The following is a 23,897-nucleotide window of genomic DNA, read 5'->3' on the forward strand; positions in this document are numbered from 1 at the left end:
GTCCAGAAACGGGAGCGAGCGCGGCCGCGAACGCCGCGTGACACTGAGTTGCGGCGGGCCGTGACATCGCCCTTTCCCATGGGGCTGGTCCCACCGCCGTTTCCGTTCGACGCCCAGTTGCCGCTCATCGAGAAGCCCATGCCTCAGTCTCCCCCGGTCAGCCAGCCTGCCTATGTGTTGCACAGTAGGCCCTATCGCGAAAACAGTGCGCTGGTGGACTTCATCACACCTGAAGGCCGGTTGCGTGCGGTCTTGCGCAGTGCCAAGGGCAAGGCAGGTTCGCTCGCGCGTCCCTTCGTCCCGTTGGAGGTGGAGTTTCGCGGTCGAGGTGAGTTGAAGAACGTGGGTCGGATGGAGAGTGGAGGCATCGCCGCGTGGCTGGAGGGGGAGGTGCTGTTCAGCGGCCTGTACCTCAATGAATTGCTGATTCGGCTGCTGCCTGCCGAGGACGCGATTCCCGGCATCTTCGATCATTACACCGCAACGCTGGCCGCACTGGCGGCAGGTCGTCCGTTGGAGCCGCTGCTACGATCGTTCGAGTGGCGTCTGCTGAACGACTTGGGTTACGGTTTCGCCCTGGATATGGACGTCAACGGCGACCCTCTGGCGGCGGACGGGATGTATCGTTTGCAAGTGGATGCCGGGCTGGAGCGTGTGCATCTCTTTCAGCCTGGTCTTTTCCAAGGTGCAGAACTGCTCGCCATGTCCCAAGCCGACTGGAGTGCCCCGGGGGCGCTGGCGGCGGCCAAACGGCTGATGCGCCAAGCGCTGGCGGTGCATCTGGGGGGGCGTCCGTTGGTGAGCCGAGAGTTGTTCCGCAAGCCTTGACCACACGAATTTTCAGTCTGCAGCAAGCGGTCGACGCCTGCTTGGACGTTGCTTTCAGGAGACCAAAGTGACTCACAGTACCCGCATTCTGCTCGGCGTTAACATCGACCATGTGGCGACCCTGCGCCAGGCGCGCGGCACTCGCTACCCTGACCCGGTGAAAGCGGCACTGGACGCCGAGGAAGCGGGCGCCGATGGCATTACCGTCCACTTGCGCGAAGATCGTCGGCACATCCAGGAGCGCGATGTCCTGCTGCTCAAGGACGTGCTCCAGACGCGCATGAATTTCGAAATGGGCGTCACGGAAGAAATGATGGCGTTCGCCGAACGCATTCGGCCGGCTCATATTTGCCTGGTCCCCGAGACTCGCCAGGAACTGACCACCGAGGGCGGTCTGGATGTCGCCGGGCAGGAGGCGCGGATCAAGGCGGCGGTAGAGCGTCTGTCGGCGATCGGCAGTGAAGTTTCCCTGTTCATCGACGCCGATGAGCGCCAGATCGAAGCCTCGGCCCGTGTCGGCGCGCCGGCGATCGAACTGCACACCGGGCGATACGCCGATGCGCATACCCCGACTGAGGTGGCCGAGGAGTTGAAGCGGATTGCCGACGGTGTCGCATTGGGCCTGCAGCAAGGGCTGATCGTGAACGCAGGGCACGGGCTGCATTACCACAATGTCGAAGCGGTGGCGGCGATAAAAGGCGTCAACGAGCTCAACATCGGCCATGCACTGGTAGCCCATGCGTTGTTCGTGGGTTTCAAGGCGGCAGTGTCCGAGATGAAGGCACTGATCGTCGCGGCGGCCAAGGGGTAACGCCGCGAGGCTTTTCTAAGCGTGAGGGTGACCGTGATCGGAAGGCGGGATCACGGCTTGCGTGCAACGATGACCGCGCGGCGAGGCGCGGGCAGGCCTTCGACGGTCTTGCTGTGATCCTCCGGATCGAGGAAGTCGCTCAACGATTGGTATTTCATCCATTCGGTACTGCGCTGCTCCTGGACCGTGGTGGTGCTCACGTCCACGCAACGCACGTCCACGAAACCTGCGCGGCGCAGCCACAGTTCCAGTGCGGGCACCGAGGGCAGGAACCACACGTTGCGCATTTGCGAATAACGGTCTTCCGGCACCAGCACCTGATGCACGTCACCTTCGATCACCATGGTTTCCAACACCAGTTCTCCCCCTTTGACCAGGCAGTCCTTCAGCGCCAGAAGATGGTCGATGGGGGATTTTCGGTGATAGAGCACGCCCATCGAGAAAACGGTGTCGAAGCCTTCCAGTCGGGAAGGCAAGTCTTCCAGTGCGAAGGGCAGGTGCCAGGCGGGCAGGTCGGGCAGGTAGCGCTGCATGGCCTGGAACTGGCAGAAGAATAACCAATTGGGGTCCACGCCGATCACGCTGTCTGCCCCGGCACCCAGCATGCGCCACTGGTAGTAGCCGTTGCCGCAGCCCACATCCAGGACACGCTTGCCTACCAGATCCAAGTGAGGCGCGACCCGCGACCATTTCCAGTCCGAGCGCCACTCGGTGTCGACATGCACGCCAAACACGTCGAACGGGCCTTTGCGCCAAGGAGACAGGCCCATCAACGCCGCGCGGGTGCGGTCGCGAGTGGCGTCGTCGCAATCGGCATCGAGTGAGAAGCGGTCCTTGAGGTCGACACGCGTGGCCGCCAGGTCAGGCAAAGCATTCAACGCGCCTTGCCAGCGCTCCAGATCACCGTGGCCTTTTTCCATCTTCGCGTCGAGCTGCGCCTGCAGACCTTGGGCCCAGGTGTACAGCGGGGTGCCCGCCAGGCGGCGGACGAGTGGGGAAAGATCGATCATGGCAGGGCAATCAGAGAGGCAAAATTAAGACATTGGAACCAGGGGACGACGCTGGAGAAACCTGCGGCCAGCAACCGCTCGCGATGTTGTTCGAGGCTGTCGGGTTTCATCACGTTCTCGATGGCGCTGCGTTTCTGCGCGATTTCCAATTCGCTGTAGCCGTTGGCGCGTTTGAACGCCACATGCAAGTCAGTCAGCAGCACCTGCTGGTCATCGTCCTCGAAGCGAAGTTTTTCGGACAGGATCAAGGCACCACCGGGTAGTAAGCACTGGCGGATCCTGGTCAGCAATTCCAGGCGCTGTTCCGGTGCGATGAATTGCAGCGTGAAATTCAATGCCACGACCGAAGCGGGCTGGAAGTCCAGTGCGAGGATATCGCTCTCGATAACCTCTACCGGGAGCAACTCTTGGTGCATCGAGTTCTGCGCATTGAGGTACTCGCGGCAGCGTTCGACCATCGCGGCAGAGTTATCGACGGCGATCACCCGACAGTCGTCGGTGCGCACATGGCGACGCAGCGCTTGGGTAACGGCACCCAGAGAGCTGCCCAAGTCATACAGCACGCTGTGGGGCTGAGCGAACTGCGTTGCGAGGACCCCAAGGTTCTCGACAATGGTCGGGTAGCCCGGCACCGAGCGCTTGATCATGTCCGGGAACACCCGCACCACGTCTTCATTGAAGGCGAAGTCGGGCACCTGGGCCAGTGGCTGGGCGAATAGGCGGTCGGGTTCTTGGCTCACGGTGGTTCCGATGGATGAGGCGAAAAGTGCGGCATTTTAGACAAATGTGCCGGGATGCTGAAACCTCATCTCATCGCAGCATCGCGCATTGGATCAGCACCGGGTGCCAAGGAAACGACAATGACCTTATTTCACCGTGATTTGGCAGTCGAAAGTGCGCTCCGGGCGAACCTCTGGCGCCCAGGGCTGCTGGTAAACCATCATCAGGTGCCCAGTGCCCGGGTTGGCGGCCCTGTAGCGCCACACCGACTGACCCGAGGTCCCCACCATGCCGACATCTTCCGGCGTGTTGAACACCTCCGGGCCGAGCGCATTGAGGATCGACGGCGCAGGGTTCTGCATGAGCCAGCGGTGCCCGGTGGTGGGGTTGCTTGGCAGCATGAGCATGAGGGTCTGACCGGTCGTGAGGGTGATCGGGCAGTCGTTCTGATCTTCAAGGGAAACGATCTGTTTCGGTTGTTGAGCGCAGGCGGCCAGCAGGGCCATGCTCAGAGGGACTAGCAGACGGGCGGCGATCATGAAGGCTCCGGTCGTAGGCGGTTTGAGTCCGAGCATAACCGAAGATTGTTGATCGTTCCCACGCTCTGCGTGGTAACGCCGCTAAGGACGCTTCGCGTCCTCGTGACGCAGCGCGTCACAGGATGCATGCCCACGCAGAGCGTGGGCACGATCACTGCCTCAACTATTAGAACAACACCTTCGACACGTCGGAGAAACGTTTGGCGAAATGCACGGTGAGGCCTTCTTTCAGGTAATCCGGCAGCTCTTCGAAGTTGCCGCGGTTGGCTTCCGGCAGGATCAACTCGTAGATTTTCTGCCGCCGCGCCGCAATGACCTTTTCGCGTACCCCGCCGATAGGGAGCACGTGGCCGGTGAGGGTGAGCTCGCCGGTCATCGCCACGCCTTTTTTCGGTGCCTGATTGCGGGCCAGCGAGAGCAGGGCACTGGCCATGGTCACGCCCGCGCTCGGACCGTCCTTCGGCGTAGCGCCTTCCGGTACATGCAGGTGAACGAAGGCCTCGTCGAAAAAGCCCTTGTCGCCGCCGAATTTCGCCAGGTTCGAACTGATGTAGCTGTAGGCGATTTCGGCAGATTCCTTCATCACGTCGCCCAACTGGCCGGTGAGTTTGAAACCGCGGTTGTGGGTGTGGATGCGTGTCGCTTCGATGGGCAGCGTGGCTCCGCCCATGCTGGTCCACGCCAGGCCAGTGATGACGCCGACACCGGAGAGCACTTGTTCACTGCGGAAGACCGGCATCCCCAGCGAGGCTTCGAGGTCTTTGGGGCCGATTTTCACCACGGTGTCAGGGTTATCAAGCAGCTTGACCACGGCCTTGCGCACCAGTTTGCCCAATTGCTTCTCCAACTGGCGTACGCCCGACTCGCGTGCGTAGCCTTCGATCACGGCGCGCAGCGCGCTGTCGCTGATGGTCAGGCTGGTTTTCGCCACACCGGCCTTGGCCAGTTGTTTCGGCCAAAGGTAACGCTTGGCAATGGCCAGCTTTTCCTCGGTGATATAGCCCGACAGGCGAATCACTTCCATCCGGTCCAACAGCGGGCCGGGGATCGAGTCCAGGGTGTTGGCGGTACAGACGAACAACACTTTCGACAAGTCCAGACGCAGGTCCAGGTAGTGGTCGAGAAACTCGACGTTCTGTTCCGGATCCAGCGTTTCCAGCAGCGCCGAGGCCGGATCGCCCTGGTAGCTCTGGCCCATCTTGTCGATCTCGTCGAGCATGATGACCGGGTTCATCACCTCCATGTCCTTGAGCGCCTGCACCAATTTGCCCGGCTGGGCGCCGATGTAGGTGCGACGATGACCCTTGATTTCCGCTTCGTCGCGCATGCCGCCGACACTGAAGCGGTAGAAGGGGCGTCCCAGGGATTCGGCGATCGACTTGCCCACACTGGTCTTCCCCACCCCTGGCGGGCCGACCAGCAAGACGATGGAACCTGCGATTTCGCCCTTGTAGGCGCCCACCGCGAGAAATTCGAGTATGCGGCTCTTGATGTCATCGAGGCCTGCATGGTGCTGATCGAGCACCTTGCGCGCGTGCTTCAGGTCCAGCTTGTCTTCGCCGTAGACACCCCACGGCACTGAGCTGGCCCAGTCCAGGTAATTGCGGGTGACGGCATATTCCGGCGAGCCGGTTTCCAGCACCGAGAGCTTGTTGATTTCCTCGTCGATTCGCTTGCGCGCCTGCGGGGGCAGGGTCTTGCCCACCAGGCGCTCTTCGAACTGTTCGATGTCTGCGCTGCGATCATCCTTGGTCAGCCCGAGCTCCTGCTGAATGACCTTGAGCTGCTCCTTGAGAAAAAATTCGCGCTGGTGCTCGCCGATCTTACGGTTCACTTCGGCCGAGATTTCCTTCTGCAGCCGCGCAACTTCGACTTCCTTGCGCAGCATCGGCAGAACCTTTTCCATGCGTTTGAGCACGGGCACGCAATCCAGCACTTCCTGCAATTCAATACCGGTCGCCGACGTCAGGGCCGCCGCGAAGTCGGTTAGGGGGGACGGGTCGTTCGGGCTGAAGCGATTGAGGTAGTTCTTCAGTTCTTCGCTGTAAAGCGGATTGAGCGGCAGCAGTTCCTTGATCGCATTGATCAATGCCATGCCATACGCCTTGACTTCGTCGGTCGGCTCGTTGGGCTGATGCGGATACTCGACTTCCACCAGGAAAGGCGGACGGTGGTGCTTGAGCCAGGTTTTGATACGCACTCGGCTCAGGCCTTGGGCGACGAACTGCAACTTGCCGCCTTCGCGGCTGGCATGGTGCACCTTCACCAGCGTGCCGTACTCGGGCAATGCCTTGGTGTCGAAATGCCGCGGGTCTTCCGGGGGCGTGTCCATGAAAAACAGCGCCAGGGAGTGGTGTTCGGATTTACTCACCAACTCGAGCGTTTCGGCCCAGGGTTCCTCATTGACGATGACGGGGAGGACTTGGGCCGGGAAGAATGGACGATTGTGAATCGGGATGATGTAGACCTGATCCGGGAGATTCTGACCCGGCAGCGCCAGGCTTTTACGGTCGGCACCGATGACTTCGTGCTCATGGTCGAAGTCACCGTGCGCGGAATCTGTTTGCTGGTCGCTCATGGGGCACCTGCATCAATGGAGTTGAGGCTTAGATGGGGCAGGCGCACTCAGGTTTCAATAGCAACGGTCGATAGCCTTCAAGAGGGAAGCCGATAGAGATATATAGATCGATCGTGCTTCTCATCGGCTATCATAGTGTGATGGCGTTATGCCTGCTTTTGTCGGAGCGTTGTTCCGTCGGAGCCGTTTCATCGCGAGATGTTTCATCAACATGCCAGGGCTGGCGCTACGCTTTTACTGACCATGCCGTACTGGATGCTTGTATGAACCCTGTCGTTTCCTTGTTGTGGGTAGCCGCAACCGTTCTTTTTGGTTCCGCTGCCAGCGCGGCTTCATTGACGGCCGAATTCTTCGACCCTCAAGGCAAACCCTTGGGTGATGCGGTGTTGACGCTGCAAGGCCCCTCCGGCAAAGCCGACCTTGCTCCCAAAGCCGACATGGACCAGCGCGATCAGCGCTTTGCGCCCCACGTGCTCGCCGTGCGCACGGGCACGCAAATCAGTTTCCCCAACAGCGACAACATCCGCCATCAGGTGTACTCCTTCTCGCCAGCCAAACGCTTCGAACTGCGGCTGTATGGCGGCACACCCTCTGACCCGGTGCTCTTCGACAAGCCGGGTGTGGTCGTGCTGGGTTGCAACATCCATGACTGGATGCTCGGTTACGTGTATGTGACAGACGATCCATGGTTCGGTGTGAGCAGCGACCGAGGCACATTGACCCTCTCGCAACTGCCGCCAGGCCACTACAAAGCGACGCTCTGGCACCCCCAGGCCCCCGACATGCAGCCCGTATCAGCCGGGGAGTTCGACATTCCTCCCGGGGGGCTTCGTCAGCGGTTCACGGTCGCTGTACAGCCCAAGCCTGACGACATGCCCGCTGAGCCGGCACCCAGCGCGTTCGGCGACGCATTTCACAAAGCGGCGCACGAATGAGACGTCAGATCAGCTTTCAGGCGCGTATTGCGGGCGTTCTGATTTTGCTGCTGTTGATCGTGGTCGGCGCGGTGGTTCTTGCCGTCAAGGCCGCGACCCAGGACGCCGTGCGTAAGCAGGCGCAAGCCCAACTGGAAGTGGGCACTCGGGTATTCGAAGGCCTGCTGGAAATGCGCGGTAAACGATTGCGCGATGCGGTGCAGTTGCTGTCCAGTGATTTCGGCTTCCGTGACGCGGTCGCATCGGCTGATTCGGCCACGATCCGCTCGGTCCTGCTCAACCATGGGGCGCGCATCAATGCCAACGACATGTTCCTGTTGGGCATGGACGGTAAAGTGCTGTCCAGCACGCTGGAGCAGATTCCCGAAGGCTCGCCGTTCCCCTATTTCCAGGCCCTGCGCGATTTGAAGTCGCATAACCAGTCGATGCTCATCGTCCCTTTGCAGGGCAAGCCGCACTTGTTGGTAGAAAGTACGGTGTCGGCACCCTTGCCCATGGCGCGGGTGGTGATGGGGTTCAGCATGGACGACGACCTCGCCCAGGAACTGCATTCGCTCAGTGGCTTGCAGGTTTCGTTTCTCTCGATGGTCGATCACCGGCCGGGGGAGATCATCACCACGCAACCGCAAGACCTCAATGACAGCTTGCAGGCGCTGATGATGAGCCCGGCCAGTAACCAGATGCAGATGACCGAGCATGGCAAGCATCGCTTCTTGAGTACGCGCCTGAGCCTGGGGAATACGGGTGACAGCAATGGCGATCAGGTCGTCGCGCTGCTCCAGTGCCCGCTGGATCAAGCCATGCAGGCGTTCGCACCGCTGGATGAGAAGCTGCTCTGGATCACGGCGATCGCCCTCTTCGCGTCGCTGATTGGCACCCTGTTGTTGGCGCGTAGCGTTTCCGGGCCGGTCAGAACGCTGGCGCAGGCGGCCGAGCGGATCGGTGAAGGGGATTACAGTACGCCGGTGACCCTCGAGCGCAGCGATGAATTGGGGCTGTTGGCAGGGGCCATCAACCATATGCAGGCCGGCATCGCCGAACGTGAGAAGCAGTTGGCCCATAACGCGCTGCACGACGGGCTAACAGGCCTGCCCAACCGCGCGTTGGTCATGGAGCGTCTGGGCAGCGCCATCTCGTCTCGACGGCGTGTTGCCCTGTTGTATCTGGGCATCGATAACTTCCGCGCGATAAACGACAGCATTGGCCCGGAAGGTGTCGAGGAGCTGTTGCAGGTCATGGGTGAACAGTTGCAGTTGCCCCTGCGCCCGGGCGACACCGTGGCGCGGTTGTCCGGCAATGAGTTTCTGTTGTTGGTGCACAACGCCGAGATCGACAGCGCGGTGGCAGTGGCAGACCGCTTGCAACGGCTGTTGCTCAAGCCGCAGCACATTGCGGATCACGACATTTCATTGGACGCCTGCATCGGGATCGCTGCCTATCCCGTCCATGGCGATTCACCTTCCGAGCTGCTCAGCCGCGCGTCCATCGCCCGTCAGGATGCCACGCAGTTGCCTGGGCGTTTGCAGGTGTACGAGGACGGTCGCGACGTGGCGCACCAGCGACAGATTCGGCTCATCCGCGACCTGCGCCATGCCGCCCGTAATGGCGAACTGATGCTGCATTACCAGCCCAAGCTGGACATTCGCAACCGTCGGGCACGGCAGGCCGAAGCGCTGCTGCGCTGGCAACACCCGCAGTTCGGCAGTGTGTCCCCTGCGGAGTTCATCGTGCTGGCCGAGCGCACCGGCAGTATTCAGTTGCTGACCAACTGGGTGATCGAGGAGGCCATGCGCCAGTTGGCCGAGTGGAATCGTCGCGGCCTGCGGGTGCAACTGTCGGTGAACATCTCGGCTGACGATCTGCTCGATGGCGATCTGGCGGACCGCGTGTCCGATCTGCTCAAGCTGTACCGAGTGCCCGCCGAGCAGTTGATCTTCGAAATCACCGAAAGCGCGGTGATGCGCGAACCCGAGCACGCGTTGCGGGTACTCAATCGGCTGCGTGAGTGCGGTATCAGCCTGTCCGTGGACGATTTCGGTACCGGTTACTCGTCGTTGGCTCACCTCAAGCGGCTGCCGGTGCAGGAGTTGAAGATCGATCAGTCGTTCGTGCGCAACCTAGATGAAACCAGTGAAGACGCAGTGATCGTCCGCTCGACCATCGAGATGAGCCACAACCTGGGGCTCAAAGTGGTGGCCGAAGGGGTCGAGTACGAGCATAGCCTGCGTCTGCTGGAGCGCTGGCATTGCGATACCGCGCAGGGTTACTTGATCAGTCGGCCGCTCAATGCGGTCGCGTTCGAAGCCTGGATCGCCCAGTCCCCTACGTCCCCTGGCATGATGATTCATTGATTGGTTGAAGTTATGACACGTAGTCTCTCGGCGGTATTAAGCCCTGTGGTGTTGGCGAGTCTGGTGGGGGGAGTGCCTCTGCTCGCCGAAGCCGATCAGGGGCGCCTGATTGCAACCGGCGGCGCCAGCAGCATCGAAGGTGCGGCCGGGGGCGGGATTATCCCGTGGGCCGTGCTGGGCGGGTACGACGAGCAGGGCGAGTGGAGCGCCAACCTGTTCGGCACCCACATCAACCTTCCCGACTACACGCTGGATGTCGCCGGTGCAGGGTTCACCTACGGCAACCGCGTGGAATTTTCATACGCTCACCAGCGATTTGACTTGGGCTCGTTGGTCCACAAATTCAGCTTGCCGGACGACAACCTCACTCAGGACATTTTCGGCGTTAAGCTGCGCCTGTTCGGCGACCTGATCTACGATCAATTGCCACAGGTGTCGGCAGGGCTTGAGTACAAGCATCAAAACGATTTTCTGATTCCGCGCCTGGTGGGCGCCAAGCGCGATGCCGATGTCGAGGGTTACCTCACGGCCAGCCGTTTGTTCATGGGCGCCGCGTTTGGTTACAACGTGGTGGTCAACGGCGGCGTGCGCTATAGCCGCGCCAACGAGACCGGTTTGCTCGGTTTTGGCGGCGATCGTCGAGACGCCCGCAGCGTGCTGAAAGAAGGCTCCGTGGCGTTGCTGTTCAACCCCAAGTGGGCGGTTGGGGTGGAATACCGCGAAAAACCGGACAATCTGTCCTTTGCCGGAGAAAGCGATTGGGCCGACGCCTTCGTCGGTTGGTTTCCCAACAAACATGTCTCAGTGGTGCTGGCCTACGCGCGCCTGGGTGAAATCGCAACGCTCAACAACCAGAACGGCACCTATCTGTCTGTGCAGGGGAGCTTCTGATGCTGCGACCGTTGCGTTGGATGACGTGCTTGAGCCTGGCGCTGCTGACGGCCTGCGCGCAGCAGCCACCACAGGATGACAGCCTGTATCGCGCATTGGGCGAGCGGGCCGGGATTCAGAAAGTCGTCGAAGGGATGTTGCTGCACGTGGCCCGGGACGACCGAATTGTCGAGCACTTCCGCAGAATCGACATCGTTCGTCTGCGCGATAAGCTGGTGGAGCAAATTTGCGTAGAGACGGGCGGGCCCTGTACCTACACGGGCGACAGCATGGCAGAGTCCCACAAGGGCCAGCACCTGACCCGCAGTGATTTCAACGCATTGGTGGAGGATCTGATCGACGCGATGGATGAATTGAACATTCCGGTCCCGACTCAGAACCGGTTGATTGCGCGGCTGGCGCCGATGCGAGGGGAGGTGATCGATAAATAACCTCCCAACACCGACTGAAGGAGCGCGCTTGCCCCCGATTGCGGTGTGTCAGCACTCAATAGTGGATTGACACACCGCAATCGCGGGCAAGCGCGCTCCTACAAAGGTTCATCGTTCAAACACAAAAAAGGCGGTCATCTCTCGATGGCCGCCTTTTCATTTACCGCTCTACCGAATCAGTCCGGCAGCTTGTAGGCGATGATGTAGTCGCCCATGCGGGTGCCCAGCGAACCGTGGCCCCCGGCGACGATCAGCACATACTGCTTGCCGTCTTTACCGGTGTAGGTCATCGGTGTGGCCTGGCCACCTGCAGGCAGACGGCCGGCGAACAGTTCCTTACCGGTTTTCACGTCATACGCGCGCAAGTACTGGTCGAGCGTGCCGGCCAGGAAGCCGACACCGCCAGCAGTCACCATCGAACCGCCCATGCTGGGCACGCCCACTGGCAGACCGATCGGCACAGGGGTGTTGTCACGGCTGGTACCGTTCTTGTGCTTCCAGATGACTTGGTTGGTGGTCAGGTCGACCGCTGCCACGTTACCCCAAGATGGAGCCTGGCAAGGCATGCCGAGCTGGGACATCAACGGGTGCATGATCACTGCATAAGGCGCGCCGGTGTTCGGCTGCACGCCGCTGGTTTCGCTCTCGCGTTTGCTGCCTGCTTCGACCTGGGCACGCGGCACCAGCTTGGAGACGAAGGCCATGTAGTTCGGGCTGGTGAACATCAGTTGGCGGACCGGATCGACCGAAACGGCGCCCCAGTTGAACACGCCCACGTTGCCCGGATAAACGATGGTCCCTTGTTCGGACGGTGGCGTGTACTGACCTTCGTAGCGCAGTTCCTTGAACTGAATGCGGCACAGCATCTGGTCGAATGCGGTGGCGCCCCACATGGCTTTCTCGGTCAGTTCAGGTGGCAGCATGTTCAGCCGCGAGCGGGCCTGAGTCGGCGCAGTGTGGTCGCCTTGTGCAGCACCCGTCGGTGCCGGGACTTCGTCGATCGGTACGATCGGCGTGCCATCGCGGCGGTCCAGCACGTAGAGGCTGCCCTGCTTGGTCGGCTGAATCACGGCTGGCTTGACGCCTTCCGGGGTCTTCAGATTGATCAGCGTGGGCTGGCTCGGCACGTCCATGTCCCACAGGTCGTGGTGAGTGAACTGATAGTTCCAGCGCACCTTGCCGGTGTTGACGTCCAGCGCGACCAGACCGGCGCTGAACTTCTCGGCGCCTGGGGTACGGTCGCCGCCATACTGGTCAGGCATCTGGTTGCCCAGTGGCAGGTAGACCAAGCCCAGCTTCTCATCGACGCTGGCCAGGGACCACATGTTCGGGGCGTTGCGCGAGTAGAACTGATCGGCGGCGATCGGCGCAGTGGCATCAGGGTTGTTGGCATCCCAGTTCCACACCAGCTTGCCATCATGCACGTCATAGGCACGAATCACGCCCGACGGCTCATTGGTCGACTCGTTATCGGTGACGTGGCCACCGATGATCACCAGGTTGCGAGTGATCGCGGCGGGCGAGGTCGAATAGTAGCCGCCCGCCGTAAACGGACCGATGTTGGCACGCAGGTCGACAGCACCTTTGTTGGCGAAATCTTCGCACACCTTGCCGGTGTCAGCGTTCAATGCAATCAGACGGGCATCGGCGGTCGGCAGGTAGAGGCGACGAGGGCAAGCGGTCGCCACGGCCTGGCCGGCGTCTGACAGCGCAGCAGCCGGCGCGCCGACATCGGATTTGGCGTAGGCGTCTTCGTCATAGTACGAAACACCTCGGCAGGTCATGTGTGCCCAACCGGTGAAATTCTTCGCACCTTCCTTGGAGATCTGAGGGTCGTAGGACCAGATCGTCTTGCCCGTGTCAGGGTCCAGCGCAAGCACCTTGCTGTGTGGGGTGCAGGCGTAGATCATGCCGTTGACCTTCAGCGGGGTGTTCTCGTTGGTCAGCTCCACCGGGTCTTCGGCTGTTGGCAAATCGCCGGTGCGAATGCGCCAGGCTTCCTGAAGCTTTCCGACGTTTTCAGGGGTGATCTGCTTCAGTGGCGAGTAGCGGTTGCCATGCTCGGAACGGCCATAGGCTTGCCAGTCGCCTTCCGGCATTGGCTGCGGGTCGTACGCCACGCCTGCATCGTCGCGATCCAGCTTGCCCTTGATCTCGCCAGGGTTGGTGAACTGACTGGCAATCGCGGTGAGGCCAGCCAGCACCACGGCAATGCTCAGCGCTGCCGTTGGCAGACCGCCCGGTTGGCCACGCAGCACCGGTCGGCGGAACCAAGGCAGCAGCATGACGACGCCGAGTACGAACCACAGCGACAGGCGTGGCACCAACTGCCACCAGTCCAGGCCGACTTCCCACAATGCCCAGACCGTGCTGAGGAACAGCACGATGGCAAAGACACCCAGCGCGGCGCGGCTGCCTTTGATCAGCAGTGCACCCGTGAGAATGAAGCCGATACCCGCGAGCAGATAATACAGCGACCCGCCCAGTGTCAGCAGTTTGATACCCCCGGCCAGCAAGGCCAGGCCCATGATAAGAATCACCAGTCCGAGCAGGCTCGGTAACCGGCGGCCCCTACTGAAAGCACCGTCAGTGCTCATAGTTTCGTACTCCGTAACGATTTAGTGGTTGACGCCAATCCCTTTGTCGCGTTCTGGCTTTGAAGCCATCGCCTTTACGCTAGTTCCTCAAAGGGAATACAGAAAGGTTCGTCAGAGCGATCAGAACGAGGACTGGACCTTGAGACCCGCCACCAGTGCATCGTCCACCTGGCTCACGCCGCCGGGATGACGGATGAACTGCAGGTTGGGACGCACGGTGAGCCACTTGGCCACGTGGACCCCGTAATAGAGCTCTGCGTTGTATTCGATGTCCTGCACGGGCAGGTAGGCCGGGTCGCTGTAATCACTGGCGCCACTGACCTGATTTTGCAGGTGGATGTTCTTGCGATAAGCGGGGTTGACGTGAAGGCGGCCGACGGCCAGGCCAAGGTCATCTTTCGGACGAGCGTCGAACGGACCGGTGTAGGTCGCACCCAGCGCAACGTAGTTGTCGATCATGTTGGTTTTCTTGTCGTGCACTGTGCCGTTGGCGAACAGACTCAGGCCTCGGCTGTCATCGCTGGCCTGGCGGGTGACCTGCTGGCGCAAGGTCAGCCACATGCCATGCTTGCTTGACGATGAGGCATAACCTTCACCGCTCAGTGCCGCGTAACGGCCATCGCTGTCTTTGTAGACGTCGCTGCTGTCGGCGGTGCTGTAGTAGTACCCAAACCGGTACTCGCCAGGCAGGTCGTTGATTCTCGGAGACCATACCAGTTCGACCGGCAGCACGGCGCCTTGCGTACCGCTGCCGCTGAGTTTGAAGTGATTGCCGTTTTCCAGGTTCGACGGATTCTGTTCGAAGGCGCCGACCTGCACGAACAGGGCGGGGGTGAGCTGGTATTTCACGCGCATCGCCCACTGGCTGATCGGCCAGTTGTACCAGATGCCGCCACCCCAGTTGCCGACCTGCGAGCCGCAAAACGCGAGGTTCTGGAAGTCGCACGGAAACGTGTTGAAATCCTCCCCCTCGTTGAACCGGCCGACTTTAATGCTCAGCGCCTGATTGAGGAATTTCTGCTGGTACCACAGGTCGGTGAGCCGGGTGACACTGCCTCGCCCCCAGACTTCCTGAGAAGACGAGATCGTGCCGGTGCGCGGGTCAGATACCCGGTCGTTGCTGATGTTGTCGCCGTTGCGGTTGGTCAGCGTCAGTTGGACCTCTGCGTCGTGCCAGCCAAGGATCTTCTGCAGATCCAGGTGTGCGCCAAGGGCGAATTGATCGCTGTAACGGGTGGCTTTGTCATGGTTATAGCCGCCATGCAGATTCGAACCGACTTCGATGACTGTCTCGAGCTTGAAGTCATACCCCTCTTGCGACAGCGCGGTGCGCTTGCCATTCCAGTCGCCCAGCATCCATGGCGATTCAGTGTCGAACGCGGGGGCGGCGTGGGCGCAGGTCGTCAACGCCAGGGTGGCAAGACCAAACAGATGGCGAGGACTCAAGGAGCGGGGCAGGGTGCGACGTATCGAGTTCGAGTGCATGAACGTGTGATTCTTCTGAGGGTGTGAAGACAACGCAGATTGGCCACTGCGTCGATAAGCCGCGAGAGAACGGCTTGACACGTTAGCGAATGAAACGTTTCAGCCAGCGGCCGGGCGCGATGATAGGGTCCTAACGATTTTTAGAAAAGTCGATTTTGCGACATGAATAGTTACGGATGACGCAACAGTCCATTTTTTTGAGACAGCGCTGTCCCTCAATGCTTATTGGATCCAGGCTGGGCGGGCGGCGGGGAAGCTACGGACAAACGTTACGGATGACGTACAGATGAGGGCGCAACTTATGCGTGAGAGCCGGGCGTGGCCGACTCCCACACGATGGCTGCCCTGTGGTGGGCGGCGGATGAACCTAGAACGTTGTGCGTAAGCCGACCTCGACGCTGCGTCCTTGGGCAGGTGCAATGTCACGCAGGATCGAACTGGCATACCGGACGGTCTGGTTGGTCAGGTTCTCGCCATTGACGAACGCCAGCCACTGACTGCCGCCGAGCTTGAACCTATAGCCCGCACTGGCGCCGAGGGTGGTGTAACCGTCGGTGCCGGTTTCGTTGTCTGGTACTCGACCCTGGGACGCGGCATGCTCCACGTCGATGCGGGCTTGCCAGTCATTCAGTTCCCAAAGCAGGCCTGTGTTCAAACGCAGCGGTGCGATGCGAGGGAGTGCTTCACCCGTGTCCAGATTCTTCGCGCGGGTGTAATCACCTGACAGTTCCAGCGCGAATTTCCCATATCGGTTCTCACCCAGTTTCCAGTGATCCTGTGCCTCGAATCCTGCAAAGCGCGCACGCACGCCGGAGTAGGTGTATTCGGGAATGCCGTCAGGGTCTTCTTCTCCGTCTTCATTGAGCGTGCGACCCGTGCCCAATAACCCGATGTAATTGGAGAAATGGCTATAGAACACCCCGAAGCTGCCTTTGTGAGTTCCGTTGTCGAAGCGCAGTGCAAGGTCGCTGGAGACGGCTTTCTCTTTGGACAGGTCCGCATCCCCCACTTCATAAGTGCCGGTGGCGACGTGAGCGCCATTGGCATACAGCTCATAGAACGTCGGCGCGCGCTCCGTGTAACCGAGGGTAGCCGCCAGCGACCAAATCGGTGTCAGCGTGTACACCGCGCCGGATGACAGGCTGCCCGCCGTAAAACTGTTTGAGCGATCCGCATTGGCGAATCGTTCGTTGCCGTCGCCATTCGGGTCCACACGGGTGTGTTCCAGGCGGCCTCCCAAGCTGAATTTCAAACGGTCCGTGGCTTGCAGTTCTTCGAGGATGAACAGCGCACCGGCATCAGTGTCGGTATGCGGGACAAAGGCCTCCTCGCCCAGGGCGGAAAACTCACTGCGGCTTAGCTGTGCCCCGATCACGCCGTTGAGCGGGCCGATTGGCTGATGCCGTGCTTCGACACGGGCCTCGTAGCCCTTGTTCTTGAAGGTCGTGCCGACTTCACCGTCTTCGATCTCCATGTGTTTGTACTCGGTGTAGCCGGCATCGAGCTTCACTGAGGTGAACGGGCCCGACAGGTTGCGGATTTCCGAGGCGAATGCGTAGTGATCCTGCTTCATGCGAATGCGCACATCCTGCTCGGCAGGGGACCCGTAGTTCGAATCGTAATTGCTGTAGGAAAGCCCCGCGTAACCGTCGTCCCACGTGTAGGAGCCACCGATTGCGCCCCCGTCCTGACGGCCATCGCTGTTGCCCAGGCGGTGCTTCTTGTCGTCGCCGTCGGGGTTGCGGGCGCGCTCGTCAGCGGTACGGGCGTAACCGGGTATTTTCAGGTCGTTGAATTCACGGGCGTTGGCGTCCAGGTGCAAGGCGAACGCGCCATTGCCCGCTTCGAGTCGACCGGCGCTACTGCGCGTGGTGTCCGCGCCGCCGTAACGCAACTCCCCTGCGCCCTGAATGCCCTGGATCGCTTCGGTAGGAATACGGTTGTCAAAGGTGTTGACCACGCCGCCAATTGCACTGCCGCCGTACAGCAGGGCTGCCGGACCGCGAACGATTTCAATCCGGTCGACGTTGACCGGGTCCAGCGGCACGGCGTGATCGTAGGACAGCGACGACGCATCCAGCGCGCCGACGCCGTTACGCAACAGTCGGATGCGATCGCCGTCCAGGCCACGGATGATCGGTCGACTCGCGCCGGGTCCGAAATAGGACGAGGACACCCCCGGCTGCTTGTTTAGGGTTTCTCCCAGGCTGCCTTTCTGCTGCAGGGTCAAATCGTCGCCTGTCAGCACGGTACTGGGCGCAGCAACCTGATCACTGCCCAGCGGGTTGGCCGTGATGGTCTGCTGTTGCAGTTCGATGGCATAGGCGGGGGAGGCGACCAGCAACGCGGCGGTCAGAGGCGTCAGGCGCCGGAGTCGGGATATAGAAGGGCGGGACATGCAGCAGTTCCTAGGCAGGGTGTGGCTTAGATGATTGGTCTTTTAGTGTTATAACATAACATTAAAAATGCAATCACTTTGAAACCATCGGTTTGCGCCATTGCGTTGTGCCCGCCATTCAGCGTGCAGCAGGCAGCGATGCGCCACGGGAACGCTTCACAGCGACCCAACGCTCCGTTAAGGTGCGCACCTTGCAAGACCGTCCTTCCACCGACCGTACAAAGGCCAGGCATGACCGCACATGACAACCATCCGCTTCACGGCGTGACGCTGGAGCAGATCCTCAACCGGCTGGTCGAGCATTACGAATGGTCCGGGCTGGCGGAGCGGATCGACATCAGATGCTTCAAAAGCGATCCGAGCATCAAGTCGAGCCTGACGTTTCTGCGCAAGACGCCTTGGGCGCGTGAGAAAGTGGAAGCCTTGTATGTGAAGCTGGCGCGCACCAAGCGCTGGTGAGTCAGACGACGTGAAGGCCCTCCCTGAAACCCCGCTGCACCTGCCCACTGGGCAGCGTCGTTACGCCACAATCGCTGCATTGCTGGGCTGGTTTGCGTTGGCCGTGCAGTTGTATCTGGTGCTATGGGGGCGGTGGAGCGATCAGGCCAGCCTGATGGGAGGGCTGGTCAGGTTCTTCAGTTTTTTCACCGTGCTGACCAACAGCCTAGTGGCAGTCGCATTGAGCTGTGCGGCCTCCTCGCGGAACTCGGCGGGGCATCGTTTTTTCAAGTCGCCGGTGGTCTGCGGCGGTATCACCACCAGTATTGTGCTGGTGAGCATTGCCTACAATCTGCTGTTGCGACACTTGTGGAGCCCCGAGGGCTGGCAGAGGCTTGCCGATGAGCTTTTGCACGACATCATGCCGTTGGCGTTCCTCGTCTACTGGTGGCTGTACGTGCGCAAGGGGCAATTGCGTATGAAGCATTTGCTGCTCTGGATGGCCTATCCCGTTGTGTACTTCGGCTACCTGCTCCTGCGCGGCAGTGCACTGGGGGATTACGTTTACCCGTTTCTGGACATCGGTACGCTGGGCGTGAAGCAGGCGTTGATCAATGCATTCGGGGTCTTGGGGGGATTCATCGGAATCGGCGCGGTGATCGTGTTGATCGATCGCGTTTGGGGCACGCAGCAGTAGCGCTGCGCAGTCATCTCGGGGGCGTCATCGCGGCCCCCGAAATGCTGGCGGGTCATTCCTCGTCCGAGTCGTCCAGCCGCCAGTAACCGGCGGCTTTGACGGCCGCTTCGTCGAGCTTGAGTTCGTCCAGCAGCACACGGCGGACCTTGCGCGACAACGCAGATTCCATCGCGACCCAGGCATACAGGCTGCTTTGCGGCAACGTCAGGTTGCGTGTCACGTCCAACAGGTTTCCTTCACTGCGCAGCACCCAGATCACTTCAACCTGCGCCTCACTGGGCAACGGCTGGCGCTCGGCGGCGTCTTCGATTTCCACCACGACGCACGCACGACGGTTGGCGGGCAGTCCTTCAAGGCGCCTGCCGATGGCGGGAAGGGCGGTCTCATCCCCGATCAGCAGGTAGCTGTCGAACATGTCCGGCACGATCATCGAACCCCGAGGGCCGGCGATGTGCAGGAACTGCCCGGGCGCGGCTTGAGCCGCCCAAGTGGCCGCCGGCCCGTCGCCGTGCAGGACGAAATCGATATCCAGCTCGCCGGTTTCGGGGTCGTATCGACGCGGGGTGTAATCACGCATGGCCGGACGCGGGCCGTCCGACGCTTTAGGGCCGGGGGTGAAGGTTTCCAGCGCGGCCTGTTCTTCGGCGGTTGTCGCGAACAGCAACTTCACATGGTCATCGGTGCCCAGGCTGACGAAGCCCGCCAATTCCGGCCCGTGCAGGGTGATGCGCCGCATCCGTGGGGTCAGATCGGTGACTCGTAGCACCTGCAGTTTGCGGCGTTTGATCTCGTGACTGACGCGGTGGATCGATAGCTGTGAATTCATACGGACTGCTCCTCCGGTACGTTAGGGCCATCGGCAACGGCCTTGGCGGTTTCGTTCAAGAGGTCGCGTACCCGAATGATTTCGTCCGGCGTCCAGCGACCGTGGTGCATCTGCAGGGCATGGCGCAGATTGTGGACGGCCTCGTGAATTTCCGGCGGGCGGTCGTGGCCGCGTAGCGAGCGCTTACTGACCTCGATGCGCATCTTCACGCCGTCCAGTGCCACCGCCTGTTCGGCGAGACTCTGCTGACCGGCTTCGGTAATGGCATAGCGTTTCTTGCCCCCTTCCGCATCGCCGGTGATCAGTTCGCTTTCTTCAAGAAAGGTCAGGGTGGGATAGATCACGCCAGGGCTCGGGCTGTAGGCCCCGTCGAACAGGCCTTCGATTTGGCGGATCAGGTCGTAGCCATGGCAAGGCTGATCGGCGATCAATGCCAGCAGCAGCAATTTCAGGTCGCCGGGTGCGAATACCCGAGGTCCGCGCCCACCGCGTTCACGGCCTGTACGTTTTTCAAAGCCGTCCCGAGCGTCGCCGTGGTCGCCGAAATGTGGACGGTGGTGATGGGGGTGGTGGTGTGAGTGGTCTCTCATCTTTCGTCATCTCTCGTTACGTTTAGATATACCTTAAGATATATCTTAATAGAGCTGCATGAGGCGCTAAGACGAACGGTTCTCTTTCGGCAGTGGCAAACATCTTGGGTGGGAATGGAAACCTGTAGGAGCGCGCTTGCCCGCGATGACCTTCTGCCCTTCAGTACATTTAGCGCAGACGGACTGCAACCGCGGGCAAGCGCGCTTTCACAAAGGTTTGTCTCCGTAGGTATTCGCCACCCGCGCCGCTGTCGGGGCTTTGCACTGGGTATGCGTGCCAGGCTCCAGATAGCGATTGAGGATGGGCGCCATCCCTTTGAGCACCTGCACGGGCAAGGCCGAGGTGAATTTGAACCCTTCGGCGGCGCGGCCTGGCACATACGCCGTCAAGGTGCCGAAGTGGTTGTCGCCGATGTAGAACACGAAGGTCGCGGTGCGGTTGATGGCCTTGGACGCGAGAACCCGGCCGCCTGAGCCGATGCTCTCGATGCGGTTGTCTCCGGTGCCTGTCTTGCCGCCCATCGCCAGCGGTGTACCGTCCAGGGTTTTGAAACTGCCCGACACGCGCCGCGCGGTACCTGCATCGACCACCTGCGACAGTGCCTCACGCATGGCCGCCGCCACTTCCGATGGCATGACCCGTTTACCCAAGTCCGGATTGTTACTGAGCAGGGTTTCATAGGGGGTGTCCGCTGCAAAACGCAGGCTGTCGATGCGCAACGCCGGCACGCGAATACCATCGTTCTGAATGATGCCGATCAGTTCGGCGAGCGCTGCGGGGCGATCACCCGAGCTGCCGATGGCCGTGGCCAGCGAGGGAACGAGATGATCGAACGGATACCCCAGTTTCTGCCAGCGCTGATGGATATCCAGGAATGCCTCGATCTCCAGCATCGTGCGGATCCGGCTGTCGCGGGCGCTTTTGTGTCGACTCTTGAATAGCCAGCTATACACCTCCTGACGTTCGAAGCGGCTGGCGGCGACGGCTTCCTTGAACCGGGCGTCCGGGTTCTGCAGCAGATAGCCGACCAGCCACAGGTCCAGTGGGTGAACGCGCGCAACGTAGCCTTGGTCTGGCAAATCGAACTTGCCCGGCCCATAGGCGTAATACAACTCGTCCAGGCGTTTTTCAGTCAGCGCGGGTTGGCGCTTGTCCGCAACGGTGTGAGCACGAACAAACGCGTTGAACGCGCTCTGGCTGGCATTGGGCAGCAGATAGCGATGCACCGCCGCCAGACGAGGGGGCGATGGATGTACGCCATCCAGAAAGGTGTCGAGCCTGTCCTGGGTGGTCTTGTTCTTGTAGCGCTTCCAGAAGCGCAGCAGGAATGCGGTGCCTTCTCGGTCCGCGAAGTCGGCGAGGTATTCCTGACGTCGAGGGTCGCTGTCGTCCCTGAGCAGGACGGCGCTGTTGTTCGGGCCCTGGTAGGTGACATAGCGCACCACGTCGCGCATCAGCCGAATGAATGGCAGGTTGATCGATTCGCGCAATGACTCACGGAGCGTCGGATTGCGGGCGTTGTCTTCGCGTCGGAAATTATTGAAATGATGCATGCCGCCGCCGGTGAAAAAGTTTTCCCCCGGGCTGGCCGAATAGGTGCGGTCCAATGCCGCCGAAAGCATTTTCGACAGGGCTCGATCAGGGTTCTGAATCAGGTAATCCACGGCCCAGCGGCTTAGGCGATCGGGTTCTTCGACAGGAACTTTTTTCAGTTCGGATGTGCTCATTGCGCCGTATTTGTCGTGCAGTTCGGCGATGATCTGCAAATACGTGGTCAGTACCCGCATTTTGGCCGTGGAGCCCAGTTCCAGCTTGCTGCCTTCATTGATATCGAAGGGCTGATCGGTGCTGTCGGTTTGCACCCGCACCCGCGAACCATCGACGTCACGCTCGAACAGCGTAAAGCTGTAGCGCACGGCCTGTGTGCTGGTAGGAGTCAGCAGGTGCTCACCCAGCAGGCCCAGCTTCGCCGCGAACTCGGGATTGGCCAGATCGCGCAGGTAGTGCCCCACACGGGTTTGCAGATCGTTCTGCAGGGTGCTGGTGGCCGACAGGTCGAGACGGTCCAGGTCGTACAAAGGACGATTGAGCATCGCTGACAGACGAGTGCGTGCAACCGTGATGCCTTTGTTGGTCTCGATGGGCTGGACCGTCGGCTGCTGCACCCAGTCGCGATAGGTCACCGTGGCGCCCAGCGCCGCGTCGGCCAACGACTGATCGATGACGTTGTTTTGAGCCAGCAGGCGGATGTGGCTGTCGGTGAGGTCAGCCAATTCCTTGCGACCCTTGGCCAGATAGTGAGAAGGCCGCCGCTGCGCGATGACCAGCGAAAGCACCTCGCGCAATGCCAGACCTTGGGCGGCGAGGGTCTTGGCGTCCTTCGCCGGAGAGGCCAGCAATTGGTTGGTCTTGTCGAAATCCGCGCCGTACCAAACGCGCAACCCTTCGGCCATGCCATGCACTTCGCCATGCCCCGGTACGGCGGAAAGGGGAACGCTGTTGAGGTAATCACGCACCACCCGCTGACGCGCTTCCAGGGTTTCAGGCCCCGGTTGGTAGGCCCGCACGCTGGCCGAGATCATCTGGCGGATTTTTTCGCCCCCCGACTGCGTCAGTCCATCAGGCGAGTGGCGGTATTTTTCCAGTTGGGTCGCCAGTGTACTGCCGCCTGCCGACTGGCCGGGCATTCCCACCAGCTTCGCCACCTGCGACACAGCGGCTTTCAGAAAGCGTGGCCAGTCCACGGCGGGATTGGCCATTGGCTGGCGCTCGTTGAGTAAGTCGCGGTTTTCGATGAACAGCAGGCTGTTGACCAGCACCGGCGGTATTAACGCGAACGTCGGGTAAAGCTGCTGTGGATAGATGAATTGATACAGCGCATCGCCTCGGCAATCTGCAATGGTCAGGCCCGACTGACTCTTCTCCTGATAGGGCACGAAGAAGCCACGTCTGGCGTATGAAAGCAGTTCAGGAGAGAAGCGAGATTGCTCGGTGATCCGATAGTCCCGCTTGAGCAAACGCGGCAGGAATTCATCCAGTGCCGAATACCCCAGGCGTTTGTCGAACGGGCCATCGCCGGGGTAGAGGATGTCGTCGCTGGGCCCCGGCTCGAGACGGTAGTGGAGGTGGCTGGCGAACTCGCTGAACTCTCGGGCCTGGAGTTTCGAACTGCGAACCTCCGTGGCGATGGCAAATCCCAGGATCACCAACGCGACCAGCACCACCACCAACACGAACCGCCCTGCGTGCAGCCGGAAGCGTGAATGTGCAGGCGACGGCGCCTCCCCCTGACTGTCAGCCTTGACCGCAGCCTTTTTTCCATCGGAATGCCACAAAGCGCCCATATCGTTGGCCCGGTTAAACCTGTTAATCGCACCTGACTAGAAGCTTAGACGCTGGGAGGGGGAGGTGAAAAAATTGTGATCGGACCGGATGGGGTGCGGCCGCGTTGGGGATATTGGGCATCTGTCGATGTCGGCCGATGTCGGCGTTCAAAGACCGCCTTCTTATATTTTTGCTGGGAGGCCTGAGCTCTATCGTTGAAGCCTCGAACTGGCCAATGCAAAGAGCCGTTTTGTAGGCGTTCTCTGTTTATATCGGTCTGGGTTGACCGGTGATGTACATCCTGATTACGTCCAAATTTATGAAGTTTTTAGATTGGGTAAAAACACAGGATGATCAATATGAATAATGAAAAAAGTATGGCCTGGTTTCACTCGGCGTCGCCACGGTCGCTATGTTGGTATGGAGTACAGGGGCGACCACTTCAAC

General features: G+C 60.7%; 18 protein-coding genes. 8 read left to right on the forward strand and 10 right to left on the reverse strand.

All coding sequences use genetic code 11. The annotated features are described in order from the left end of the window. The first annotated feature begins 138 nt into the window (after positions 1–138). The gene (gene recO, locus N5D61_RS19705) at positions 139–828 is read left to right on the forward strand and encodes a DNA repair protein RecO (protein WP_108239401.1); all 690 of its coding nucleotides are present in this window, start codon (positions 139–141) and stop codon (positions 826–828) included. Positions 829–895: 67 nt separating this feature from the next. Then, the gene (gene pdxJ, locus N5D61_RS19710; protein ID WP_279893912.1) at positions 896–1,639 is read left to right on the forward strand and encodes a pyridoxine 5'-phosphate synthase; all 744 of its coding nucleotides are present in this window, start codon (positions 896–898) and stop codon (positions 1,637–1,639) included. 50 nt (positions 1,640–1,689) lie between these two features. On the opposite strand, the gene cmoB is transcribed toward pdxJ, so the two are convergent. The 4 genes from cmoB to lon all read right to left on the reverse strand — a co-directional run bounded on the left by cmoB (position 1,690) and on the right by lon (position 6,486). Then, positions 1,690–2,649: a tRNA 5-methoxyuridine(34)/uridine 5-oxyacetic acid(34) synthase CmoB gene (cmoB, locus tag N5D61_RS19715; RefSeq protein WP_279893914.1), complete on the reverse strand. Its 960-nt coding sequence runs from the start codon at positions 2,647–2,649 to the stop codon at positions 1,690–1,692. After that, on the reverse strand, positions 2,646–3,389 hold the full coding sequence (gene cmoA / locus N5D61_RS19720; protein ID WP_279893915.1) for a carboxy-S-adenosyl-L-methionine synthase CmoA: 744 nt from the start codon (positions 3,387–3,389) through the stop codon (positions 2,646–2,648). The genes cmoB and cmoA overlap by 4 nt, the downstream gene beginning before the upstream one ends. 126 nt (positions 3,390–3,515) lie before the next feature. Continuing rightward, entirely contained in the window at positions 3,516–3,908 is a 393-nt protein-coding gene (locus tag N5D61_RS19725) for a protease inhibitor I42 family protein (protein WP_279893917.1), read from the reverse strand. 166 nt (positions 3,909–4,074) lie between these two features. Beyond that, complete coding sequence (gene lon, locus N5D61_RS19730; RefSeq protein ID WP_279893918.1) at positions 4,075–6,486, reverse strand: endopeptidase La; 2,412 nt, start codon at positions 6,484–6,486, stop codon at positions 4,075–4,077. A 263-nt stretch (positions 6,487–6,749) separates the two neighbouring features. Between lon and N5D61_RS19735 the strand changes: the two genes are divergently transcribed. The 4 genes from N5D61_RS19735 to N5D61_RS19750 are packed head-to-tail and all read left to right on the forward strand — an operon-like array spanning position 6,750 to position 11,094. Next, entirely contained in the window at positions 6,750–7,421 is a 672-nt protein-coding gene (locus tag N5D61_RS19735; RefSeq protein ID WP_279893919.1) for a methylamine utilization protein, read from the forward strand. Next, positions 7,418–9,772, forward strand: coding sequence for a bifunctional diguanylate cyclase/phosphodiesterase (locus N5D61_RS19740; protein ID WP_279893920.1), 2,355 nt, complete (start codon positions 7,418–7,420; stop codon positions 9,770–9,772). Before N5D61_RS19735 ends, N5D61_RS19740 begins: the two co-directional genes overlap by 4 nt. Positions 9,773–9,784: 12 nt before the next feature. Beyond that, on the forward strand, positions 9,785–10,663 hold the full coding sequence (locus tag N5D61_RS19745; protein ID WP_279893921.1) for a DUF3034 family protein: 879 nt from the start codon (positions 9,785–9,787) through the stop codon (positions 10,661–10,663). Then, positions 10,663–11,094: a group 1 truncated hemoglobin gene (locus N5D61_RS19750; RefSeq protein WP_279893922.1), complete on the forward strand. Its 432-nt coding sequence runs from the start codon at positions 10,663–10,665 to the stop codon at positions 11,092–11,094. Before N5D61_RS19745 ends, N5D61_RS19750 begins: the two co-directional genes overlap by 1 nt. A gap of 176 nt (positions 11,095–11,270) precedes the next feature. Here the strand turns inward: N5D61_RS19750 and N5D61_RS19755 are convergent, their stop codons facing one another. The 3 genes from N5D61_RS19755 to N5D61_RS19765 all read right to left on the reverse strand — a co-directional run bounded on the left by N5D61_RS19755 (position 11,271) and on the right by N5D61_RS19765 (position 17,574). Then, on the reverse strand, positions 11,271–13,691 hold the full coding sequence (locus N5D61_RS19755) for a glucose/quinate/shikimate family membrane-bound PQQ-dependent dehydrogenase (protein ID WP_279893923.1): 2,421 nt from the start codon (positions 13,689–13,691) through the stop codon (positions 11,271–11,273). Between the two features lie 120 nt (positions 13,692–13,811). Further along, on the reverse strand, positions 13,812–15,176 hold the full coding sequence (locus N5D61_RS19760; protein ID WP_279893924.1) for a carbohydrate porin: 1,365 nt from the start codon (positions 15,174–15,176) through the stop codon (positions 13,812–13,814). 367 nt (positions 15,177–15,543) lie between these two features. Next, positions 15,544–17,574 carry a TonB-dependent receptor gene (locus tag N5D61_RS19765; protein ID WP_279893925.1) on the reverse strand — a complete coding sequence of 677 codons (2,031 nt, stop codon included), beginning with the start codon at positions 17,572–17,574 and terminating at the stop codon, positions 15,544–15,546. A gap of 231 nt (positions 17,575–17,805) precedes the next feature. Between N5D61_RS19765 and N5D61_RS19770 the strand changes: the two genes are divergently transcribed. Both N5D61_RS19770 and N5D61_RS19775 read left to right on the forward strand, forming a co-directional pair. Next, positions 17,806–18,033, forward strand: a complete 228-nt coding sequence (locus tag N5D61_RS19770; protein ID WP_279893926.1) for a VF530 family protein — start codon at positions 17,806–17,808, stop codon at positions 18,031–18,033. A gap of 10 nt (positions 18,034–18,043) precedes the next feature. Beyond that, positions 18,044–18,709, forward strand: a complete 666-nt coding sequence (locus N5D61_RS19775; protein WP_279893927.1) for a Pr6Pr family membrane protein — start codon at positions 18,044–18,046, stop codon at positions 18,707–18,709. A 52-nt stretch (positions 18,710–18,761) separates the two neighbouring features. Here the strand turns inward: N5D61_RS19775 and N5D61_RS19780 are convergent, their stop codons facing one another. From N5D61_RS19780 to N5D61_RS19790, 3 genes are all read right to left on the reverse strand, one after another. Continuing rightward, positions 18,762–19,535, reverse strand: coding sequence for a siderophore-interacting protein (locus N5D61_RS19780; RefSeq protein ID WP_279893928.1), 774 nt, complete (start codon positions 19,533–19,535; stop codon positions 18,762–18,764). Beyond that, entirely contained in the window at positions 19,532–20,125 is a 594-nt protein-coding gene (locus N5D61_RS19785) for a PadR family transcriptional regulator (RefSeq protein ID WP_279893929.1), read from the reverse strand. Before N5D61_RS19785 ends, N5D61_RS19780 begins: the two co-directional genes overlap by 4 nt. A gap of 207 nt (positions 20,126–20,332) precedes the next feature. Continuing rightward, positions 20,333–23,470: a transglycosylase domain-containing protein gene (locus N5D61_RS19790; protein ID WP_279893930.1), complete on the reverse strand. Its 3,138-nt coding sequence runs from the start codon at positions 23,468–23,470 to the stop codon at positions 20,333–20,335. Positions 23,471–23,897 lie beyond the last annotated feature (427 nt).

This window comes from Pseudomonas sp. GD03842 (assembly GCF_029841165.1).
Lineage (GTDB): Bacteria > Pseudomonadota > Gammaproteobacteria > Pseudomonadales > Pseudomonadaceae > Aquipseudomonas.